Origin of the sequence: Thalassobaculum sp., from assembly GCF_040219615.1 — a bacterium.
Lineage (GTDB): Bacteria > Pseudomonadota > Alphaproteobacteria > Thalassobaculales > Thalassobaculaceae > Thalassobaculum_A.
On sequence record NZ_JAVJSE010000024.1, the window covers coordinates 61,559 to 79,938 of the forward strand.

Consider the following 18,380-nt stretch of genomic DNA (forward strand, 5'->3'; position numbering starts at 1 on the left):
TGGTCGATAGGAAGGAGCGGCATATTAGGGGCCGGCTTCCGGCATCGGCAAGGCGCCGGCCGGTGCAGCGCTGCGCTTACTTCGCCTCCAGCAGCCGAGGCCCCGGACCCTGTTCGGACAGCACGTCGTCGGGATTGCGCAGCGGGCAGGCGCCGACCGACAGGCAGCCGCAGCCGATGCAGAGGTCGAGCAGGTCGCGCAACCGGGTCAGGCCGCGGATGCGGGCGTCGAGATCGCCGCGCCAGCGGGTCGACAGAAGCTGCCAGTCCTCGGTGGTCGGGGTGCGGTCGTCCGGCAACTCGGCGAGCGCCGCCTTGATCTCGGCGAGCGGGATGCCGACTCGCTGGGCGGCCTTGATGACCGCGACCCGCCGCAGCACGCCGCGCGGATAGCGGCGCTGGTTGCCGGCGGTCCGCTCGGCGGCGATCAGCCCCCTGGCCTCGTAGAAGTGCAGCGCCGACACCGCCACGCCGCTGCGCGCCGCGACCTCGCCGACCGTCAGCGGCTTGCGGACCTGTTCGCCGGAAATTTTCCCCATGCCCCTTGACCTCAACTATGGTTGAGGATCCATATGCCTCGGCTCATGGCAAAGGACAACCGGGAGCACCATCCATGAGCCAGACCATCGACATCGCCCTGATCTACGGCAGCGCCCGCGAGGGGCGCCTCTGCGACAAGGTCGCCGGCTGGGCGGCGGCCCGGATCGAGCGGGCGGGCGGCTTCGCGGTCGACGTCCTCGACCCGATCGACGCCGACGTGGCCCGCGGCGTCGACGGCAGGGACCCGGACGCCCGCGCCGCGCTGCGCGCCCGCATCGGCCGGGCCGACGGTTTCGTCGTGGTCACGCCGGAATACAACCACTCCTATCCCGCGCCCCTGAAGGCGCTGATCGACGCCGGCAAGCAGGAGTGGGAGACCAAGCCCGTGGCCTTCGTGTCCTACGGCGGCGCCTCGGGCGGCCTGCGCGCGGTCGAGCACCTGCGCAACGTGTTCGCCGAGTTGCACGCGGTCGGCATCCGCGACGGCGTCGCCTTCGCCAATGCCTGGAGCCAGTTCGACGAGGCCGGCGCCCTGCGCGCGCCGGAGGGTGCCCAGAAGGCGGCGGCGCTGATGCTGGCCCGGCTCGGCTGGTGGTCCCGGTCGCTGCGCCGAGCCCGCGACGAAAGCCCCTATGCGGAGGCGGTGGCGTGAACGCCGGGCCGCAGACGCGGGAGTCCGTTGACCTCACCCGCTACTTTGCCCGGATCGGCTTCGCCCCGACCGGAGTCGACGGCAAGCCGCCGGCCGACACCGCGACCCTCGCGACGCTGCACGGGCTGCACACGGCGTCGATCCCGTTCGAGGCGATCGACGTGCTGCTCGGCCGCGGCGTCGACCTGACCCCACAGGCGGTCGACGCCAAGATCCTGGACGGCCGCCGCGGCGGCTACTGCTTCGAGCAGAACGGGCTGTTCCGGCGCGTGCTGGCTGCGATCGGCTACCGGGTCGAGCCGCTGATGGCCCGGGTGCTGTGGGGCCGGCCGGCCGGCGCGCCGGCCCAGCCGCGCACCCACATGGTGCTGCGGGTCGACCACGGCGGGACGCCCTGGCTGCTGGACGTCGGTTTCGGCAGCGTCGTCCCGACCGCCCCGCTGCGCCTGGACACCGTCACGCCGCAGGAAACCCCGCACGACAGCTTCCGCGTCGTGCCCTCGGCCAGCGAGCTGCTCCTGCAGGTGCGCCGTCACGGCGACTGGCTGCCGGTCTACCAGATGTCGCAGGACCGGCCCGAGGACGCCGATTTCGAGGCGGCCAACTGGTACACCTCGACCCATCCCTCCTCGCATTTCGCCCGCAGCCTGATCGTCGCCCGGGTCGACCGCGAGGCCCGCTTCACGCTGCTGAACGACCGCCTGACGGTCCGCCGGCCCGGCGCCGAGCCGGAGATAAGCCAGCTCGACGCCGACGGCATCGAACGGACGCTGGACGGGGTCTTCGGACTGCCGGTCGCGGCCGACTGGCGGCCGGTGATCGAGCGCGCCGCCCTCGCCGGGTAGGGCTCAGGGCGCCGCCGAGAGCTCCGCCCAGGTCGCGCGCAGCCACTCGGCGCAGGCGATCGACTGGTCGAACAGCGAGTAGCGGCAGCCCTCGCCGTAGTCGAGGTTGGGGATGAACTCGGTGCTGATCTGGCCGAGCCGGGCGTCCGGGTCGGCGGCGTGGTGGCGCATCAGCTGGCGGACCACCTGCTTCCAGGGCTCCAGCCGGGCGCCGTCCCAATCGGCGTGGTAGACGCCGGGGCCGGGGTCGGCGAACGGGTACTGGATGCCGCGGCCGGGCCTGCCGTCCGGGCCGGTGGCGGCGGTGTTGCGCGGGTTGTTCGGGACCGCGGCGCGGGCGTGGCAGTGCCGCACCCAGCCGGCCTCGATCCAGGTGCCGCAGACATGCCCCGGCTGGTACGGGTCGAGCACCAGCCGGCCGGCCTCGACGTCCTCGCGGATGCCGGAGACGTCCTGCTCGTCGGGATGATCGATCTTGAAGATCACATGGCTGTGGTCGAGGGTCATGCGGTACGGCAGGCCGCGCGCCTCGACCAGCCGGGCCACCGTCTCGACCCGGCGGAAATCCTCGGACCACATGTTCACGTGGATCTCGAAGCACGGCTCGACCCCGCGCGTCATGCCCTGCTCGTAGGCGAATGCGTAGAAGTCGGCGACCTCCTCGTCGGTGACCGGCCGGCCGTCGGCGCGCAGCGCCTTGACCTGCACGTTGTGGATGGTCGAGCCGAGCCGCCGGGCGGCCTCCAGGTTCCCGACCAGCAGCGGCTCGTCCTGGCCGAGCGCGTAGAACCAGCCGCCGCAACGCACCGGAATGCCGTACTTCTCGCTGGCCCGCGCGAAGTCGTCGATCTGGTCCGGGTCCGGGGTCTTGTCGACATAGTCGAACACCCCGGCGTCGCGCACCATGCGGAACCGGGTGTCGACGTCCGGCATCGGGTCGGCGTGGGTGTGCTTGATGCCGTTGGTCTGGATGCCGATCGGCAGGGCTCTCGCGGGGGCGGCCACCGCGGTCAGCCCATCATCCCGCCCGACGAGCCGCCTTTCGACCCAAATACGCTGCGCGCGCCGCCGGTCTTCTGCGTCTTGAAGATCGACCCGGCATCCGGCGCCGGCGGCAGCGGCACCCGGACCGGATTGGCGACCAGCCGCGGCTCGGTGGTCGGCCGGCCGCAGATCATGCGCTTGTGCAGGTCTTCCCACAGCTCGCGCTGCGGCAGCCGCTGGTAGTAGGAGGCACCGCCGACCAGCGGCCAGGCGTCGGCCGCCAGGCATTCGTAGAACAGGATCAGCCGGGCCCGGTCGCTGACGTTCGGGGCGGAGCCGTGCAGCATGCGGACATGATGCACGGTCATCGAGCCGGCCTTGCCGGTCAGCGTCACTGCCTTGTCGTGGTGGAAGTCCGGATGGTCCGGGTCGACCGCCCCGCAGAACACCCCGTCGGCGTTGGTGTGCGGCAGCACCGGGCCCCTGTGGCTGCCTGGGATCACCTGCAGCGGGCCGTTGGCCTCGTCCACGTCCTCCAGCATCAGGCCGACCGCCAGCAGGTCGTCGTTGGTGTGCGGGTAGAACGCCCAGTCCTGGTGCCACTCGACGGCCGCGCCGCCGCCCGGCGCCTTGGTGTTCAGCTTGGCGGTGCTGAGCGCCACGTTCGGGCCGAGCAGCGCCTTCAGCACCTCGGTGATGCGGCTGCCGACCAGGGTGTCCCAGTAGATCGGGTGCTGCTTGTGCGGCAGCTTGATGCGGGTCAGCCGCGGGTTCTCGGCTGAGTGCCCCTCGTCCAGGTCGAACACGTCGTCGCTGACGGTCACCGCCCGCGACCGGTCGATCAGGTCGTAGGTGACCTTGCGCATGGCGTCGAGCTCGGCCGGCGTGACGGCGTTCTCGACCATCAGGTAACCGTTCTCGCGATAGAACGCGATCTGCTCGTCGGTCAGCGCGCGGACGGGGGACTGGACGTTCATGGCGGCTCCTCCAGGTTCCGGGTCCTGCGCACCGATCCGGGCGCCCGGCTTCTCCAACCATGAGGATTATGTTATCGATACCATCGACGAGTCAACGCGGTATGTTATCGATGTCATTCTTGGGCCTCACAGTCCTGGGTTCCGGCTCCGTCCCGCCTTCGGCGATCCGGTCCGGAATGACGCCGAGGAAGAAGGTTCCCGGCGCCGCCCCTCCACTGCCGTCATTCCGGACGGATGCGCCGTCCTCGGCGCAGCCGAGCCGGAACCCACCCCCCGGTCCCATGCAGCCTGCCGGCCAAGGACGCCGCCCGTGAACGACGCCTCCTCCCCGCCGCACCGCTGGGTGACCATGCAGGACGTCGCCAGGACGGCCGGCGTCTCGACCATCACCGTCTCGCGGGTGCTGCGGACGCCGGAGAAGGTCAGGGCGGCGACCCGCGACCGGGTGCAGGCGGCGGTGCGCGATCTCGGCTACGTCCCGGACCAGGTGGCGGGATCGCTGTCGTCGCGCGAGAGCCGGCTGGTGGCCGCCCTGGTGTCGACCCTGTCCGGCTCGATCTTCGCCTCGACGGTCGACGGCCTGGCCCGGAGCCTGCGTGAGGCCGACCACCAGCTGCTGCTGGGCACCACCGAGTATTCGACCGCCAGCGAGCAGGCGCTGATCGCCACCGCGCTGAGCCGCCGGCCCGACGGCATCGTGCTGACCAGCGGGGAGCACACGCCGGCGGCGCGCGCCATGCTCGTCGGCGCCGGCATCCCGGTGGTCGAGGTCTGGGAGCTGCCGGAGGATCCGGTCGACATGGCGGTCGGATTCTCGAATTTCGAGGCCGGCCGCGCCATGACCCGGCACCTGCACGCCGTCGGGCGCCAGCGCATCGGCTTCGTCGGCGGCAGCCGGCCGGCCGCCGCAGGCGGCGACGAGGGCGCCACCGAGGGAGACCGCCGCGGGAGGCTGCGGCGCCAGGGCTACGCGGCGGCGCTCGCCGAGCTCGGCCTCGGCGAGCCGCGGGTGGTGCCGGACCCGGCCGGCGGTTCGATGGTCGAGCGCGGCGCCCGCGACCTGGCCGCCCTGCTGGAGCGCTGGCCAGACACCGACGCGGTGTTCTGCTCCAGCGACTCGGTCGCCCTGGGGGCGCTCAGCGAGGCCCGGCGCCGCGGCATCGCGGTCCCCGACCGGCTGGCGGTCGCCGGCTTCGGCGACTTCGAGTTCGCCGGCGACAGCGGCCTCGGCCTGACCACCGTCAGCATCCCCGGCCACGCCATCGGCGCCGAGGCTGGCCGCCTGCTGCTGGCCGCCAAGCGCGGCGAGAAGCCGACGGCCCGAATCCTCGACCTCGGCTTCGCGATCATCCGGCGGGCGACGGCATAGCGGATGCCGGCCCGCCTTCGCGGCGACGCGCGATTGCGCTTGGCCGGCGCTGTCCGCACCGGCAACATGTTCGAACCCGAACACGGCCTGCGGTGAGGGGCGCCTCGGGCCGCTGCGGACGACGCATTCGGGATCACAGGGAAACGGAGAGGCATACCATGTCCGACATCATGCACCGCCGCCCGCTCGCCGGGCTGGTCGCGGCGGGCCTGTTCGCGATGGCCGCGACAGGAATCGCGCCCGCCAACGCCGCGGATCCCGCGCCGAACGACGGGCTGAATGCCACCTACTGGACGCAGAATGCCGTCGAGTTCAAGGCCAATGCCTACGGCCTGTACATGCTGGCGCAGCTGCGCCTCGACCAGGCGCTGGCCGACAAGAGCTGGACCGCGCTGCCGGGCGAGCAGGCCGCCGGCTACGAGAGCCTGCCGACCGCGGTGATCCTCGACCTGGACGAGACCGTGATGGACAACTCCGGCTACCAGGCCTGGACCGTGAAGAGCGGCCAGGGCTTCAGCTCCAAGACCTGGACGGCCTACGTGAACACCGAGACCTCGGGGGCCATCCCGGGATCGATGGAGTTCATCAAGTACGCGCAGTCCAAGGGCGTGGCGATCTTCTACGTCTCGAACCGCAAGGACATCGAGGAGAAAGCCACCATCGCGAACCTGAAGGCGCTCGGCTATCCGGTCGCCGACGACGGCAGCGACGTGCTGGTGCGCGGCGAGAAGGAGGAGTGGAAGAAGTCGGCCAAGAGCCCGCGACGCTCGGCGGTCGGCGCCACCCACCGGGTGCTGCTGAATATCGGCGACAACCTCGGCGACTTCACCGACGAGTCCGACGGCACGCCGGAGGAGCGGGCCGCGGTCTACAAGAAGCACCAGGACATGTGGGGCAAGCAGTGGATCATGATCGCCAACCCGACCTACGGGTCGTGGGAAGGCGCCTCGTTCGGCTTCAACTGGAAGGCCTCGGACGGCGAGAAGCGGCAGATGAAGCTCGACAAGCTCAAGGCCTGGAAGGGCCCGGAGTGACCGGTTGATCTGCCTTCCAACCGGCTCCTGACAGGGCCTGTCAGGAGAGGAGATGACGCTAACCTCCCCGCATCGCTCCGATGCGGGGAGGTTTCGTTTGATGCCCAGACTGCTCGCGGTGATCGACCGGCGCGGTCCGCACCGGAACCCGCCCGCCGCTCAGCCCTCGACCACGACACCCGCATCGTACAGCGCGTCGATACCATCCGCGTCGAAGCCCGCGGCCGTGAGCACCTCGCGGTTATGCTCGCCGATGCGCGGCGGCTGGCGGACCAGCGGCGCGCGCGCGCGCTCGCTTCCGAACTCCAGCGGCAGGGCCGGCAGCGGCACCAGGTCGCCGCCGCCGATCGCGGCGATCGCGGTCGCCAGAAGCCCGCCGCCGGCGTGCAGATGCGGGTCGTCGAACATGTCGACCGGCCTGCCGACCGGCGCCCAGGAGATTCTAGCGGTGTCGCAGCACGTCCGGACATCCTCGAAGGCCATGGCGCCGATCAGCTCGCGCAGGCGCGGGATCAGGGTCGGGCGGGCCTTCGACCGATCGCCGTTGCTGGCGAGACCGGGATCGGCCGCCAGGTCGTCGAGCCCGAACGCCGTGCAGAACCGCTTCCACTGCTGGTCGCTGGTCACCCCGACGAACAACTGCCGGCGGTCGGCGGTCTCGAACAGGTCGTAGATGCCCCAGGCGCCGCGCCGCGCCGGCATCGGCGGCGGCGCCTCGCCGGTGGCGGCGGTGCCGGCCATGTGCGAACCGACCAGGAACACCGCCGACTCGAACAGGGCGCTGCCGACTCGCTGCCCCATGCCGGTCCGGTCGCGCTCGCGGAGCGCCGCCAGCACGCCAGTGACGCCGAACACCGCGCCCAGGATGTCGACGACCGAGGCGCCGGCGCGCAGCGGCTGTCCGGGCGGCCCGGTCATGTGGGCGAGGCCGGACTGGAACTGCACCACCTCGTCGAGCGCCGGGCGGTCCTCGTAGGGTCCCGCCAGGAAGCCCTTGAGGGCGAGGTAGACCAGCCGCGGGTTGATGGCGGACAGCTGTTCCCAGCCGCAGCCCAGCCGCTCCATGGTGCCGGGGCCGTAGTTCTCCAGCACCACGTCGGCATCGGCGACCAGGCGATGCACCGCCGCCTGCCCCGCCCGGCTCTTCAGGTCGATCGCCAGGCTGCGCTTGTTGCGGTTGAAGGTGGCGAAGAAGCCGGCGGCGAAGCCCGGAAGCCGGCGGGTATGGTCACCGCCCGGAGCCGGCTCGATCTTGATCACGTCGGCGCCCAGGTCGGCCAGGACCAGGCCGGCGCAGGGACCCATGATAGTGTGCGTGAACTCCAGGACCTTCAGGCCCTCGAGCGACCTCGCTGCGGTCATGCGGCGCGGCTCCGGAAACCGGCCAGGCTGCCGCCGCGCAGGGCGGCGCTCGGCAGCGGATGGCCGACGATGCGTTCCGCCAGGTGCCCGACCTCGATCATCGCGTCCAGGTCGATGCCGGTGGCGATGCCCATCTCCTCGCACAGCAGCACCAGTTCCTCCGTCGCGATGTTGCCGGGCGCGCCCTTGTGGGCGGCGAACGGACAGCCGCCGAGGCCGCCGACCGTGGTGTCGTAGCGCGCCACCCCCATGCGCAGCCCGGCATGGGCGTTGGCGATGCCCAGCCCGCGGGTATCGTGCAGGTGCAGGGTCAACCGCAGCTCCGGCCAGCGGTTCCGGACCGCGCCGACGACCCGCTCGATGCGCGCCGGGGTCGCCCAGCCCATGGTGTCGGCGAGCCCGAGGTCGACGATCGTCACGCCGCACCCGGCGGCGATCGCGAGGCCGTCCTGGACGGTCTCCACGACCCGTTCGACCGGGATGTCACCGGCGAAGTTGCAGCCGAAGGCCGCCATCACGCCGATCCGGGTGACCGGCACCCCGGCCGCGACATGCGCCTCGGTCTGCCGGCGCATCGCCTCGATGTTGCCCTGGCGGTCGCGGTTCAGGTTCTTCAGCGAGAACGCCTCGGAGGCGGCCAGCGCGATCGAGCCAGTGACGTGCAGCCGGTCGCGGAACGCCAGCGCCCGCTCCAGCCCCCTGGCGTTGAACCAGAGTGCGGTGTACTCGACGCCGTCCCGCGGCGCGAACCCGGCCACCACCGCCTCGGCGTCGGCCCAGCCCGGCACCAGTCGGGGCGACACGAAGGAGCAGGCCTGGATGTGCCGGACCCCGGTTCCGGACAGGGCGTCGATCAGCGCGATCTTGTCCTCGGTCCGGATCGGCCCGGGCTCGATCTGGAAGCCCTCGCGCGGGCCCTCCTCGTTGATATCGACACGAGCGGGCAGGTCGGACATGGCGGTGACCCTTTCGAGGAGACGGTTCGCCCCGGTGCGATCATTGCGGCTCGGGCGGCCGCCGTCACCTCAATCGAGCAGACGGTTGGCCGCGATCATGGGACGCCGCCCTCAGAAGCCCTCGGCGCTGCGCCAGTGGCGGACCGGGGGCATGACGTATTCGACGCCGGCCGCGTCCTTGAGGGCGACCACTACGTCGGCCGAGATCGACACCCGCGGCTGGTCGGTCTCGTTCGGCTCGGTGGCGTGGTAGGCCTTGGACGGGAAGATCACCACGTCGTCCTCGGCCACCGGCAGGTTCACCAGCTCGGAGTTCAGGATGTTGCTGGCGGTCAGCAGCCCCTCGGACAGGGAATGCGGCTCGAACAGGCCGGGGGTGAATTCGTTCGCCGGCTCGGCGTCGTGGAACACCAGGTTGCCGGTGCCCTCCGCCTTCAGCGGGTAGTAGACCAGCGAGATGTGCGACTGGTTGTGGCGGTGGCGCTGGATCTTCTGTCCGCGCTCGCTGAGCGTCCCCCAGGCCCGGGTGTAGAACAGCTCGAGCCGCCGGGCATCGACCGACAGAGCCGAGAGGTAGCGTTGCAGCCGTTCGCGCAATGCCCGGAACAGCTCCTGGAACTCGGGCTCGTGGTGCAGGCATTCGACGCCGTTGCGGTCGCCGGTCCAGGCGTTGCGGCGATCCTGGCCGGCCTTCGAGCTGGCCTCCCAGGCTTCGATCACGCACTCGCCCAGCCGGCGGCGATAGCCCGTCGGCAGGCCGAGCGTGTCCTTGAACACGGTCAACGGAAAACAGTTGAAGATCTCAGGCATGGCCACCCCCAGTCTCGCCCGAGGGTGCGGAATCCCGTCTCGCGACGCCCGGTCTGCCGCCGGCTGCGCCGTCGCCCGTGCCGGTTGCCCCGGCATCGGTGTCCTACCCCCAGGATATCGTGAGGCAACCCGGCCGGAATGGAAACCCGCGAACCGTCCGGCGACAACCGGCCGGTCCCGGGTCCCCGGAACCGGGTCCGGGTCGCGCCCGTTGATTCAGCGTCGACCCATTTGGCACTCTCACCTTACGGAACCGACCATGGCCCGCCCGCGTCTCCATCTTCTGTCTGCCCCGATGGCCGCTGCCGTCGCCATCGCCCTGATGCCGCTCGGCGGGGGACCGCTGGCACAGGCCCTTTGCAGCGCACCGGTCACGCCGATCTGCGCCACGGCCGTCCCGGCGACCGAGCCTAACGGCGCGACCGACAGTGAGATCGCACGCCGCCGCTGCGTCGACGACGCCGAGACCTATCGCGAGAAGCTGGTCGAGTACCGGCAATGCCTGGAAGGCGCGCTGCAGGAAACCACGGCCGCGGTCGAGGCGGCCGACCGGTTCATCGGATGCCTGCGGGACGGCGACGCGGAATGCCGCCTGCAGGAGGCTCGCTGACCGGGTGCCGCCGCCTCAGTACCCGGCGACGCGGTCGACGCTCTGGCTCAGCGTCTCGCCGGCCAGGAACCGCCGCAGGTTCTCGGCCAGCAGCTCGGCGACCAGGGCGTCGCGGTACGGGTGCAGCCCGCCGACATGCGGCCACACGCTGATGCCGGGCGTGGTCCAGAACGGGTGCTCGGCCGGCAGCGGCTCCTGCCGGAACACGTCCAGCACGGCGCCGGCGATGGTGCCGTCGCGCACCGCCGCCACCAGGTCCGCGTCGACCACCGCGTCGCCGCGCCCGAAGTTCAGCAGGTAGGCGTCCGGCCGCATCGCCGACAGGCGCCCGGCATTCATGAAGTCGCGGGTGTCCGGCGTCGACGGCAGCAGCAGCAGGACGAAGTCGGCGGCCGCCAGCACGTGGTCGGTGCGGTCCGGCGTGAACACCTCGTCGACGCCCGGCACCGCGACCCCGGACCGCCGGGTGCCGATCACCCGGACCTCCAGGGCGGCGGCCTTGCGCGCCAGCTCGGCCCCGATGGTCCCGATCCCCAGAATGCCGAGGGTCTTGCCGGCGAGCGGCACCGAGACCCGGCGGGTCCAGCGCGAGTCGCGCTGGTCGAGGGCGGCGTCGACGATCGGCTTGGTCAGGTGGAACAGGGCGGCCAGGATGTTCTCCGGCATCGACACCCGGTGCACGCCGCGCGCCGCCGTCAGGACCAGGTCGTCGCGCAGGTCCGGCCGGCCGAGCCACATCTCGACCCCGGCGCTCATCGCCTGCAGCCAGCGCAGCCTCGGCATGGCGGCGAGCGCGCCGGGGGGGCTCCGCCAGGCGACCAGCGCCGACACCCGCGCCGCCAGGTCGGCCGGCATCGGCTCGGCCATCGGCACCACGGCGACCTCGACCCGATCCGCCAGCCCGGCCTCGGCCAGGGCCTCCCGATACGGCTCGGCATTGTCGATCCACAGCACCAGCAACGGCTTGTCGGTCATCCGCTCACGCCCCCTGTCCCCGTCCGTCGGACCCCGCAGGGTCATGGGGAAAGGCTAGTCGATTCCACGCCGCCTGTTCCATCACCCCGAGGGTTCCGGCACGCGACGGCTCAGGCGGCGGTTTCCGCGGTCACGAACGGCCCGGACAGCCGCAGCACGTCGACCGCCCGCTCGACGCCCCGCACCGCCGCCGACTCGCGGGTGCCCGGTACCACGCCGGCCAGCACCTCGCGCACCTTCGGGTCGTCCGCCAGCACGCCCGACAGCAGCACCTCGCCGGAACGCGCCAACCCCTGCAGCCGGGCCGCCAGGTTCACCATCTGGCCGAAATAGTCGAGCCGGTCGTTCAGGGTCACGGCGATGCAGTGGCCGGCATGCACGCCCATCTTGATGGCGATACCCTCTCCGCCCTGCTGGCGGTTGAAGGCGGCGACCTCGGCCTGCACCGCGACGGCGGCGCGCACCGCGTCGGCCGGCTCCGCGAACGCCGCCATCACGGCGTCGCCGATGGTCTTCACGATCGCCCCGTCATGGGCCCGGATGGTGCGGGCCAGGAACGCGAAGTGCTCGCGCACCAGGCGGTAGGCGGCGGCGTCGCCGATCCGCTCGTACAGCGCGGTCGAGCCCGACAGGTCGGTGAACAGCAGGGCAATCTGGGCGATCGCCACCTCGTCGCCCGGCCGCAGCACGTCGCCGGCGAACAGGTCGCGGAACGCCTGCATGGTGGTGACCCGGTGGGCGGTCAGCGCGTCCTCGACCCAGCGCCGGGATTCCACCACCACGGTGCGCGGCCGGGAATCGCGGTTCTCCAGCACCAGCTCGCCGGCCGCCGGCGGCCCGGCCTCCACCCCTTCCGCACTCACGATCGCCGCCGGGATGCCGTCCGGCCCGATCGCCAGGTCGGCCTGGCCGCCCGGCTCCAGCGTGCGGTAGCGCCATGCCCCCGGGGCGAAGCCGGCCGGCAGGGCGCGCCGGGCGCCGGGCTCGACCCGCAGCTGAGCGAACACGTGAGGGGTCGACATCGGCCCGAACAGGCAGAACTCGCCCTCCGTCACCGGCCGCACGCTGGGTGCGGGATGGAAGCTGAGCTCGACATTCTGCGCGAAATCGCGGTCGTAGCCGATGTTGCAGCTCTCGCAATGCGCCGCGGTCGGCAGGCGGTCGAGCGAGGTCGCGGTTATCTGGGCGCCGCGGCAGCGCGGGCACAGGATGTCCCAGCGCGATTCCAGGATGCCGTCGCGCACCGCCTGCAGGCACAGCTCGATCGTATCGCGTTCCGGCACCGCCCAGCGCCGGGCCAGCGCCAGCGGCCGGATGCGCTCGACGTCGTTGTCCTGGCCGCCGCTGACCAGCGCCGCCAGCCGGCCGGTCAGCCCGTGGCCGTGGCCGCTCGCCTCGACGGTCTCGGCCAGCCGGTCCAGGCGCCGGCGGCGGGCCGCGTCGAGCGGCGGGCGCGGCGGCTCGAACGCCACCGGCCGGCGGCCGTCGAGATGCTCGCGCACCCCGTCGACCAGCCGGACGAGGCCCTTCTCCGACGCCCGCAGGAACCCGGCGGCCAGCAGCAGCCGGCCCGCCAGCCCGGACGGCTCGGCCTCCAGGGTGTAGCGGCAGATGGTGCCGGTCGGCGTCGGCCGCAGCTCGGCGGTCGCCGTCAGGGTCGCCAGCGGGCCGCGCGAGAACCGCCGCTCGTGCCGGAACCAGCGGTCGCCGACCCACTCGACCGGGATCTCCTCCCAGGCCAGCGCGAACGGCCCGATCCGCGACTCGGCGAAGAACCGCATCGAGCCGTCCGGCTGCTCCTCGCGGCGCACCGGGTATTTCGGCAGCCCCGCCGCCTCGTTCAGCCGGGCGGTGTCGGCCAGCAGCGGCCACACCGCGGCGGGCGGATGCGCGAACTCCCAGTCGACGGCATGCGTGGGCATGGCTTCCTCCGTCATGGGCGCCGCCGCGCCGCCTCGTATTCCTCTCCCAGCGGCCCGTAGAACGCCGCCGAGAAGCCGGCCGCCTCGCGCGCCGGGACGTTGAACGGCGGCTTGACCCCGCCGCGGAAGCGGGCGCGCACGATGTCCTGCCACGTTGATACGGGCTCCAGCCCGCGTTGGATGCACAGATGGTCGAACCAGCGCTTGCCGACCGCCACATGGCCGATCTCGTCGTCGTAGATCACCTGCAGGATGGCGGCGGATTCGTCGTCGCCGACGTCGCGCAGCCTGGCGATCATCGCCGGCGTGACGTCCAGCCCGCGGGCCTCCAGCACCAGCGGCACCACCGCGTGCCGGGCCAGCGGGTCGTCCATGGTCTCGGCGGCGGCCTGCCACAGCCCGTCATGGACCGGCAGCGCGCCGTAGCGCGCGCCGAGCGCCTCCAGCCGGTCGGCCAGCAGCAGGAAATGCTTGGACTCCTCGTCCGCCACCCGCACCCAGTCGTCGACGTACCCGCGCGGGAAGCCGGCATGGGGGAACCGCGCCACCGCGTCCCAGGACAGGTCGACGGCGTTCAGCTCGATATGCGCCAGCGCGTGCAGCAGCGCGATCCGGCCCCCCGGGGCGGCGGTGATCTTCCGCTTCTTCACCCCGCGCGGCGGCAGCAGCGGCGGCTCGTCCGGGCGGGCGGGACGGTCGGGGAGGTCGACGGCAACGGGCATCGCGAGTTCACCGGCCCGCCACGCGGCCGCCGCCGCGCGCCCGGCCGCCGCCTTGGCGCGGGCGTCGGCGGTCAGAAGCACGGCGCGGGCGGCGGTGGCGATGCTGAGAAGAGGATTGATTTTTGTCATGCGTACGTCAGTGCATCGCTCCAAGCGTCACCATCGATCTTGAGGATGTGTAGGTAGGTTGACTACCGCACGGTTTATGATACCCTACACGGTATCAATGAAGAGTGTTCAAACTAGAGAACGCCAGGCCCGAGTTATGAGGAGGAGAACCATGAGGATGAACGGGAAATCGATCCCAAAGAGGACAATATGTCAGAAAATAAAAAGGTTTACTGGATAAACTCTTCGTTGAATGACGTAAAAGACTTCCCAGGCAATGTTCGACGATCCATTGGATTCATGCTGTGGAAGCTACAGACCGGCAACACAGACCCGTCGATCAAACCACTGACCGGAGACCTGGCCTTCCGGGGTGCCAAGGTGCGGGAGATCATCGAGGACCACGCCACCGACACCTACCGGACCGTGGTCACCGTGGAGCACGAGGAAGCGATCTACGTGCTGCATGCCTTCAAGAAGAAATCGAAATCCGGCCGGGCGACACCCCAGGCAGAAATCGACCGGATCAAGGAACGCCTCAAGGCCGTGGACACCTTCCGGGCCAGCCCCGAGGGCATGGCACTGCGGCGCGCCAGGGGCTCGCCCTGATGTGCGAACGGAGAGAAATTTGACGAAACGCGAAGACGACACGACCGTCACCGCCTCCAGCGGCAACGTGTTCGCCGACCTCGGCTTCGCGAATGCCGAGCTGGAGCTGGCGAAGGCGCGGATGGTGCAGACCATCGCCGACGAGATCGCCCGCCGCGGCCTGTCGCAGCGCGATGCCGGGGCGGTCATCGGACTGCCGCAGCCGAAGCTGTCGACCCTGCTGCGCGGCCAGTGGGCGAGCTACAGCCTGGACCGGCTGGTGCGGTTCGCGACCCGGCTCGGCCTCGACGTGACGGTCAGGATCGAGCGGGCGGGCGGCGGCCCCGACGACAGGACCGGGCACCTGACGGTCGCCGCCTGACACCGACCCCGCCGGCATCAGCGCACCGTCATCAGCACGTCGACGACGGCGACCTCGCCGGATCCGGCGCTGACCATGACCGGGTTCAGGTCGCAGGAGGTGATCCGGTCGCCGAGGTCGCGCGCCAGCAGCGACAGGTTCGCGACCAGTTCGGCGAGCGGCCGCGTGTCGGTCCTGGCCACCAGGTTCCGGTAGCCGTCCAGGCGCCTGCCGAGCTTGGTCGAGGCGATGAGCGCCTGCGCGTTCGCCGGCGTCAGCGGCGCCAGCCCCATGGCCAGGTCGCCGGTCAGCTCGACCAGCGTCCCGCCGGTCCCGACCATGACCTTGACGCCGAACGGCGGCGAGGCGACGAAGCCGGCGACCGCCTCGAGGTCGCCGCGGACCTCGCGCTGCAGCTCGTAGCCGTCGATCACGGCTCCGGGGGCCGCCGCCGCGACGTTCCCGGCGATCCGGTCGACCGCCGCCCGGAGGCCGTCCGTGTCGGTGACGCCGAGCACGACGCCGCCCAGTTCCGAGCGATGCGCGATGTCCCGGGACGCGACCTTGACGACCAGCGGGAACCCGACCTCGGAGACCCGCTCCAGCGCCTCGGCAGCGTCCGCCACCACCAGCGACCGGGGTGTCGGTATCCCGTAGGCGGCCAGGATCTCCAGGCAGCTCTCCGGGGTCAGCTGGGACCTGCCGCGCTTCAGCTCGTCCTCGATCAGGCTCAGGGCCCGGGCCTTGCGGGCCGGCGTCCCTGGCGGTTCCGGCGTGTCGGCGAGGGCGCGCGGGCGCGGCCGCGAGATCGCAGCGATCCCGACGATGCCCTCGCGCAGGCCGCTGACGATCGGGATGCCGTGGCTCTCGAACTTCGCCCGGATGTCGGGGTGGATCGGCTCCGAAGTCGCCGAGATCGCGACGATCGGCTTCGACGTCCCGAGCGCGCTGCGGCAATAGGCGTCGATCGGCGTGGCGTAGGATTCCAGCGACTTCTCGTGCAGGCCGGCCTGGCAGTCCTGGATCACGACCAGCACGTCGGTGCCGTCGTCGTCGAGGACGGCCCCGATCGCGCCGGCGATGTCGCGGGCGGCCTCGTCGACCACCGAGCCGAAGTCGATCGGGTTCTGGGCCAGCGTGCCGGGCGAGACCTCGCCCATCCGCCGGACCACCGTGTCGCTGAATCGCGCGAGCTCGACGCCGGCGGCCGCGGCGACGTCGCAGGCGAGCGCGGTCTGCCCGCCCGAAATGCCGACGATCGCCAGCCTGCCCCCGCCCTGCCTGCCCGCGCCTTGCCTGCCCACACCGGACCGGTGGCCGGTGCGCGACAGGATCTCCAGCGCCGCGTTCAGCTCGTCGTAGTCGCCGACGGTGGCGATGCCGTTGGCCTCGAAGAACAGCCGGTAGGTGTCGGCGTCGCTGGTCATCGAGCCGGTGTGGGCGAGCGTGGCCGCCGATCCGACCTCGGAGTTGCCGACCTTCAGGACCGCGAGGGACTTGCCGTTCGCGTAGATCCGGTGCGCGGCGCGGGCGAAGGCGTCGGGGTCCTTGATCGCCTCCAGCACCACGCCGATCGCCGCCGTGTCGTCGTCGGTCGCCAGCCAGTCCAGGTAGTCGGCGGCGGTCAGCTGGAACTCGCTGCCGACGGTGACGATCTTCGAGATCCCGAACTCGGCGGAATTCATCAGCGTGATCGCCGCCGAGCCGGACTGCGCGATGAACGCGACCCTGCCGGCCCTGAGCTTGCTCGACGTCGTCGCCGGATACAGGAACAGCCCGTCGTTGAGGTTGATCAGGCCCATGCAGTTCGGCCCGTGGATGTTCATGACACTGGCGGCGGCGAGCGAGCGGAACGCGGCCTCGTCCTGCCGCGAGAACCCGGCGGCGAAGAAGATTGCCGACTTCACGCCGCGCGCCTGCAGCGCCCGCGCCGTCTCGGTCGCGGCGGTGGCGGGGACCGAGGCGATCGCGAGATCGACGCCGTCGGGCAGGTCCTCGACGGCGGCGACGGTCGCCAGGCCCTGGATGGTCCCGGCGCTGCGGTGGACCGGGATCACCCGGCTCGCGCAATCCCGGCTCAGCAGGTTGTCGATGACGGCGTTGCCCTGGGCCCTCTTCGTCGCGGACGCGCCGACGACGGCGATCGTCGCCGGCCTGATGAGAGACGAGACATCCCTGGTCATGCTGTGTCCTTGGTCATCCGGGTGTTCATGCAGTGGCGGCGGGTGGGTCCCGGAGCCGGCTGCTCGCGCAGCCCCTCCGGAATGACGAGACTGGGGAGGTGGACGGTCGGAACCCTTGGCTCCCGCCCCTCCTTTCGTCATTCCGGAGCGGATCGCCGCAGGCGGGACGCATCCGGAACCCACGAAGCGACGGGCGCAGTCGCCGGCCTCAGTCGCCTTCGAAGAACCGCTTGGCGTTGTGGTAGAACCACTTCTCCAGGACCTTCTCCTTGAGCGGAAGCCGGCTGTACTCCTCGATCAGTTCCTCGAAAGGGCAGCCGAACAGATAGCGCGACATCCCGATCATGATCTTGTCCTGCAGGCGGGTGTTGCCGAACTGCATGAACATCTCCCAGCCGGCCCCCGGCTGGGCGAAATAGCGCGGCCGGTGGGCCGAGGTGTCGCAGTAGAGATTCGGATGCCGGGCGAGCAGGCCGACCATGTCCGGGACCCACGGCCACCCCCCGAGGCCGGCGCAGATCTTCAGCTCCGGGAAGTCGATCGCGACCTGGTCCAGGTGGCGCGGATGGCCGAGGTCGTAGGGCCGGTCGTTGGCGTAGTTCATGCTGCTGTAGATCTTCACCGGCACGCCGAGCTCGACGCATTTGGCGTAGAGCGGGTAGTAGCGCCGGTCGCTGGCCGGCAGGCAGTTGCCGAGCGAGGTCACGCGGAAGCCGTTGGCGCCGTCCTCGCGCACCAGCCGCTCCAGCTCCCGCACCCCGCGCATGCCGTCCATCGGGTCGATCAGGGCGAACAGCTTGAAGCGGCCGGGATGCCTGCGGTGGATGTCGCCGATCTCGCTGTTCAGCATGTTGCACATGAAGCCGTATTCGATGTTCGCCCGGTCCATGTCCGCGACGATCGCCGCGAACCGGCGGTCGAGCTCGTCAGGGCCGAAGCCCTTGGTCGCCGACCCGGTCGAGCCGCCGCCGAAGACCGTGCCGTAGTTGGCGAACCCGTATCCCTCGGGCCGGTCCAGCGACTCTCCCATCGGCGTGCCGGGCCGGCCCTTGCCGATCTCCTGGGCGCGCAGCGCGGCCTCGGACAGCGGGGCCTCGATCTCCATGTCGATGATAGGGGGCATGTTCTCTCCCTTCCGGATGATCTCGAAGGGGCTGTGCCAGACAACCTGACCGGGAGGTTGCCTGGGACAGCCCCGTGAAGTTCCAAACTTTCTAAGGGCCCGATTTACGGAGATCGCTTTTCCGTTCAGAGCGGGTGCTCGCCCGGGGCGCTCTTGGATGAAAAATCAGGCCGAACGGCGTGGGTGAGGCGATGGTCTCACATTGCCGGCAAGCTGAGAATACCGGGGCAACCGGGCCGGCAGGACGTGCGCCCGACCCT

At 71.1% G+C, this 18,380-nt stretch carries 18 protein-coding genes; 7 read left to right on the forward strand and 11 right to left on the reverse strand.

Features of this window, described 5'->3' with window-relative positions; genetic code table 11:
* Positions 1–76: 76 nt before the first annotated feature.
* Entirely contained in the window at positions 77–538 is a 462-nt protein-coding gene (soxR, locus tag RIC31_RS13645) for a redox-sensitive transcriptional activator SoxR (RefSeq protein ID WP_350108253.1), read from the reverse strand.
* A 74-nt stretch (positions 539–612) separates the two neighbouring features.
* Here soxR and RIC31_RS13650 point away from each other — a divergent pair, with 74 nt between their 5' ends.
* Both RIC31_RS13650 and RIC31_RS13655 read left to right on the forward strand, forming a co-directional pair.
* The gene (locus RIC31_RS13650) at positions 613–1,191 is read left to right on the forward strand and encodes an NADPH-dependent FMN reductase (RefSeq protein WP_350108256.1); all 579 of its coding nucleotides are present in this window, start codon (positions 613–615) and stop codon (positions 1,189–1,191) included.
* The gene (locus RIC31_RS13655; RefSeq protein ID WP_350108259.1) at positions 1,188–2,036 is read left to right on the forward strand and encodes an arylamine N-acetyltransferase family protein; all 849 of its coding nucleotides are present in this window, start codon (positions 1,188–1,190) and stop codon (positions 2,034–2,036) included. The genes RIC31_RS13650 and RIC31_RS13655 overlap by 4 nt, the downstream gene beginning before the upstream one ends.
* A 3-nt stretch (positions 2,037–2,039) precedes the next feature.
* Here the strand turns inward: RIC31_RS13655 and RIC31_RS13660 are convergent, their stop codons facing one another.
* Entirely contained in the window at positions 2,040–3,041 is a 1,002-nt protein-coding gene (locus RIC31_RS13660) for an apurinic/apyrimidinic endonuclease family protein (protein WP_350108262.1), read from the reverse strand.
* A gap of 5 nt (positions 3,042–3,046) precedes the next feature.
* Positions 3,047–3,997: a phytanoyl-CoA dioxygenase family protein gene (locus tag RIC31_RS13665; protein ID WP_350108265.1), complete on the reverse strand. Its 951-nt coding sequence runs from the start codon at positions 3,995–3,997 to the stop codon at positions 3,047–3,049.
* Positions 3,998–4,307: 310 nt separating this feature from the next.
* Here RIC31_RS13665 and RIC31_RS13670 point away from each other — a divergent pair, with 310 nt between their 5' ends.
* Together RIC31_RS13670 and RIC31_RS13675 are read left to right on the forward strand one after the other, a co-directional pair.
* Positions 4,308–5,366: a LacI family DNA-binding transcriptional regulator gene (locus RIC31_RS13670; protein WP_350108268.1), complete on the forward strand. Its 1,059-nt coding sequence runs from the start codon at positions 4,308–4,310 to the stop codon at positions 5,364–5,366.
* A gap of 158 nt (positions 5,367–5,524) precedes the next feature.
* The gene (locus RIC31_RS13675) at positions 5,525–6,400 is read left to right on the forward strand and encodes an HAD family acid phosphatase (RefSeq protein WP_350108272.1); all 876 of its coding nucleotides are present in this window, start codon (positions 5,525–5,527) and stop codon (positions 6,398–6,400) included.
* A 159-nt stretch (positions 6,401–6,559) separates the two neighbouring features.
* On the opposite strand, the gene RIC31_RS13680 is transcribed toward RIC31_RS13675, so the two are convergent.
* From RIC31_RS13680 to RIC31_RS13690, 3 genes are all read right to left on the reverse strand, one after another.
* On the reverse strand, positions 6,560–7,762 hold the full coding sequence (locus RIC31_RS13680; protein WP_350108275.1) for a CaiB/BaiF CoA transferase family protein: 1,203 nt from the start codon (positions 7,760–7,762) through the stop codon (positions 6,560–6,562).
* On the reverse strand, positions 7,759–8,718 hold the full coding sequence (locus RIC31_RS13685) for a hydroxymethylglutaryl-CoA lyase (protein ID WP_350108278.1): 960 nt from the start codon (positions 8,716–8,718) through the stop codon (positions 7,759–7,761). The genes RIC31_RS13680 and RIC31_RS13685 overlap by 4 nt, the downstream gene beginning before the upstream one ends.
* Before the next feature lie 111 nt (positions 8,719–8,829).
* A complete protein-coding gene (locus RIC31_RS13690; RefSeq protein WP_350108281.1) occupies positions 8,830–9,528 on the reverse strand; it encodes a putative 2OG-Fe(II) oxygenase in 699 nt (232 codons plus the stop codon).
* 259 nt (positions 9,529–9,787) lie between these two features.
* Between RIC31_RS13690 and RIC31_RS13695 the strand changes: the two genes are divergently transcribed.
* On the forward strand, positions 9,788–10,138 hold the full coding sequence (locus tag RIC31_RS13695; protein WP_350108284.1) for a hypothetical protein: 351 nt from the start codon (positions 9,788–9,790) through the stop codon (positions 10,136–10,138).
* A 15-nt stretch (positions 10,139–10,153) separates the two neighbouring features.
* On the opposite strand, the gene RIC31_RS13700 is transcribed toward RIC31_RS13695, so the two are convergent.
* From RIC31_RS13700 to RIC31_RS13710, 3 genes are all read right to left on the reverse strand, one after another.
* Entirely contained in the window at positions 10,154–11,113 is a 960-nt protein-coding gene (locus RIC31_RS13700; protein ID WP_350108287.1) for a D-2-hydroxyacid dehydrogenase, read from the reverse strand.
* Positions 11,114–11,223: 110 nt separating this feature from the next.
* Positions 11,224–13,035: an adenylate/guanylate cyclase domain-containing protein gene (locus RIC31_RS13705; protein ID WP_350108290.1), complete on the reverse strand. Its 1,812-nt coding sequence runs from the start codon at positions 13,033–13,035 to the stop codon at positions 11,224–11,226.
* 11 nt (positions 13,036–13,046) lie between these two features.
* Positions 13,047–13,886 carry a ferritin-like domain-containing protein gene (locus RIC31_RS13710; RefSeq protein ID WP_350108293.1) on the reverse strand — a complete coding sequence of 280 codons (840 nt, stop codon included), beginning with the start codon at positions 13,884–13,886 and terminating at the stop codon, positions 13,047–13,049.
* Between the two features lie 189 nt (positions 13,887–14,075).
* On the opposite strand from RIC31_RS13710, the gene RIC31_RS13715 reads away from it, so the two are divergent.
* Entirely contained in the window at positions 14,076–14,474 is a 399-nt protein-coding gene (locus RIC31_RS13715) for a type II toxin-antitoxin system RelE/ParE family toxin (RefSeq protein WP_350108296.1), read from the forward strand.
* 19 nt (positions 14,475–14,493) lie between these two features.
* Positions 14,494–14,835, forward strand: coding sequence for a helix-turn-helix domain-containing protein (locus RIC31_RS13720; protein ID WP_350108299.1), 342 nt, complete (start codon positions 14,494–14,496; stop codon positions 14,833–14,835).
* Positions 14,836–14,852: 17 nt separating this feature from the next.
* Here RIC31_RS13720 and RIC31_RS13725 read toward each other — a convergent pair whose 3' ends face one another.
* Together RIC31_RS13725 and RIC31_RS13730 are read right to left on the reverse strand one after the other, a co-directional pair.
* On the reverse strand, positions 14,853–16,997 hold the full coding sequence (locus tag RIC31_RS13725) for an acetate--CoA ligase family protein (protein ID WP_350108302.1): 2,145 nt from the start codon (positions 16,995–16,997) through the stop codon (positions 14,853–14,855).
* A 208-nt stretch (positions 16,998–17,205) separates the two neighbouring features.
* Positions 17,206–18,120 (reverse strand): amidohydrolase family protein, encoded by a 915-nt coding sequence (locus RIC31_RS13730; protein ID WP_350108305.1) that lies wholly within the window; start codon positions 18,118–18,120, stop codon positions 17,206–17,208.
* Positions 18,121–18,380 lie beyond the last annotated feature (260 nt).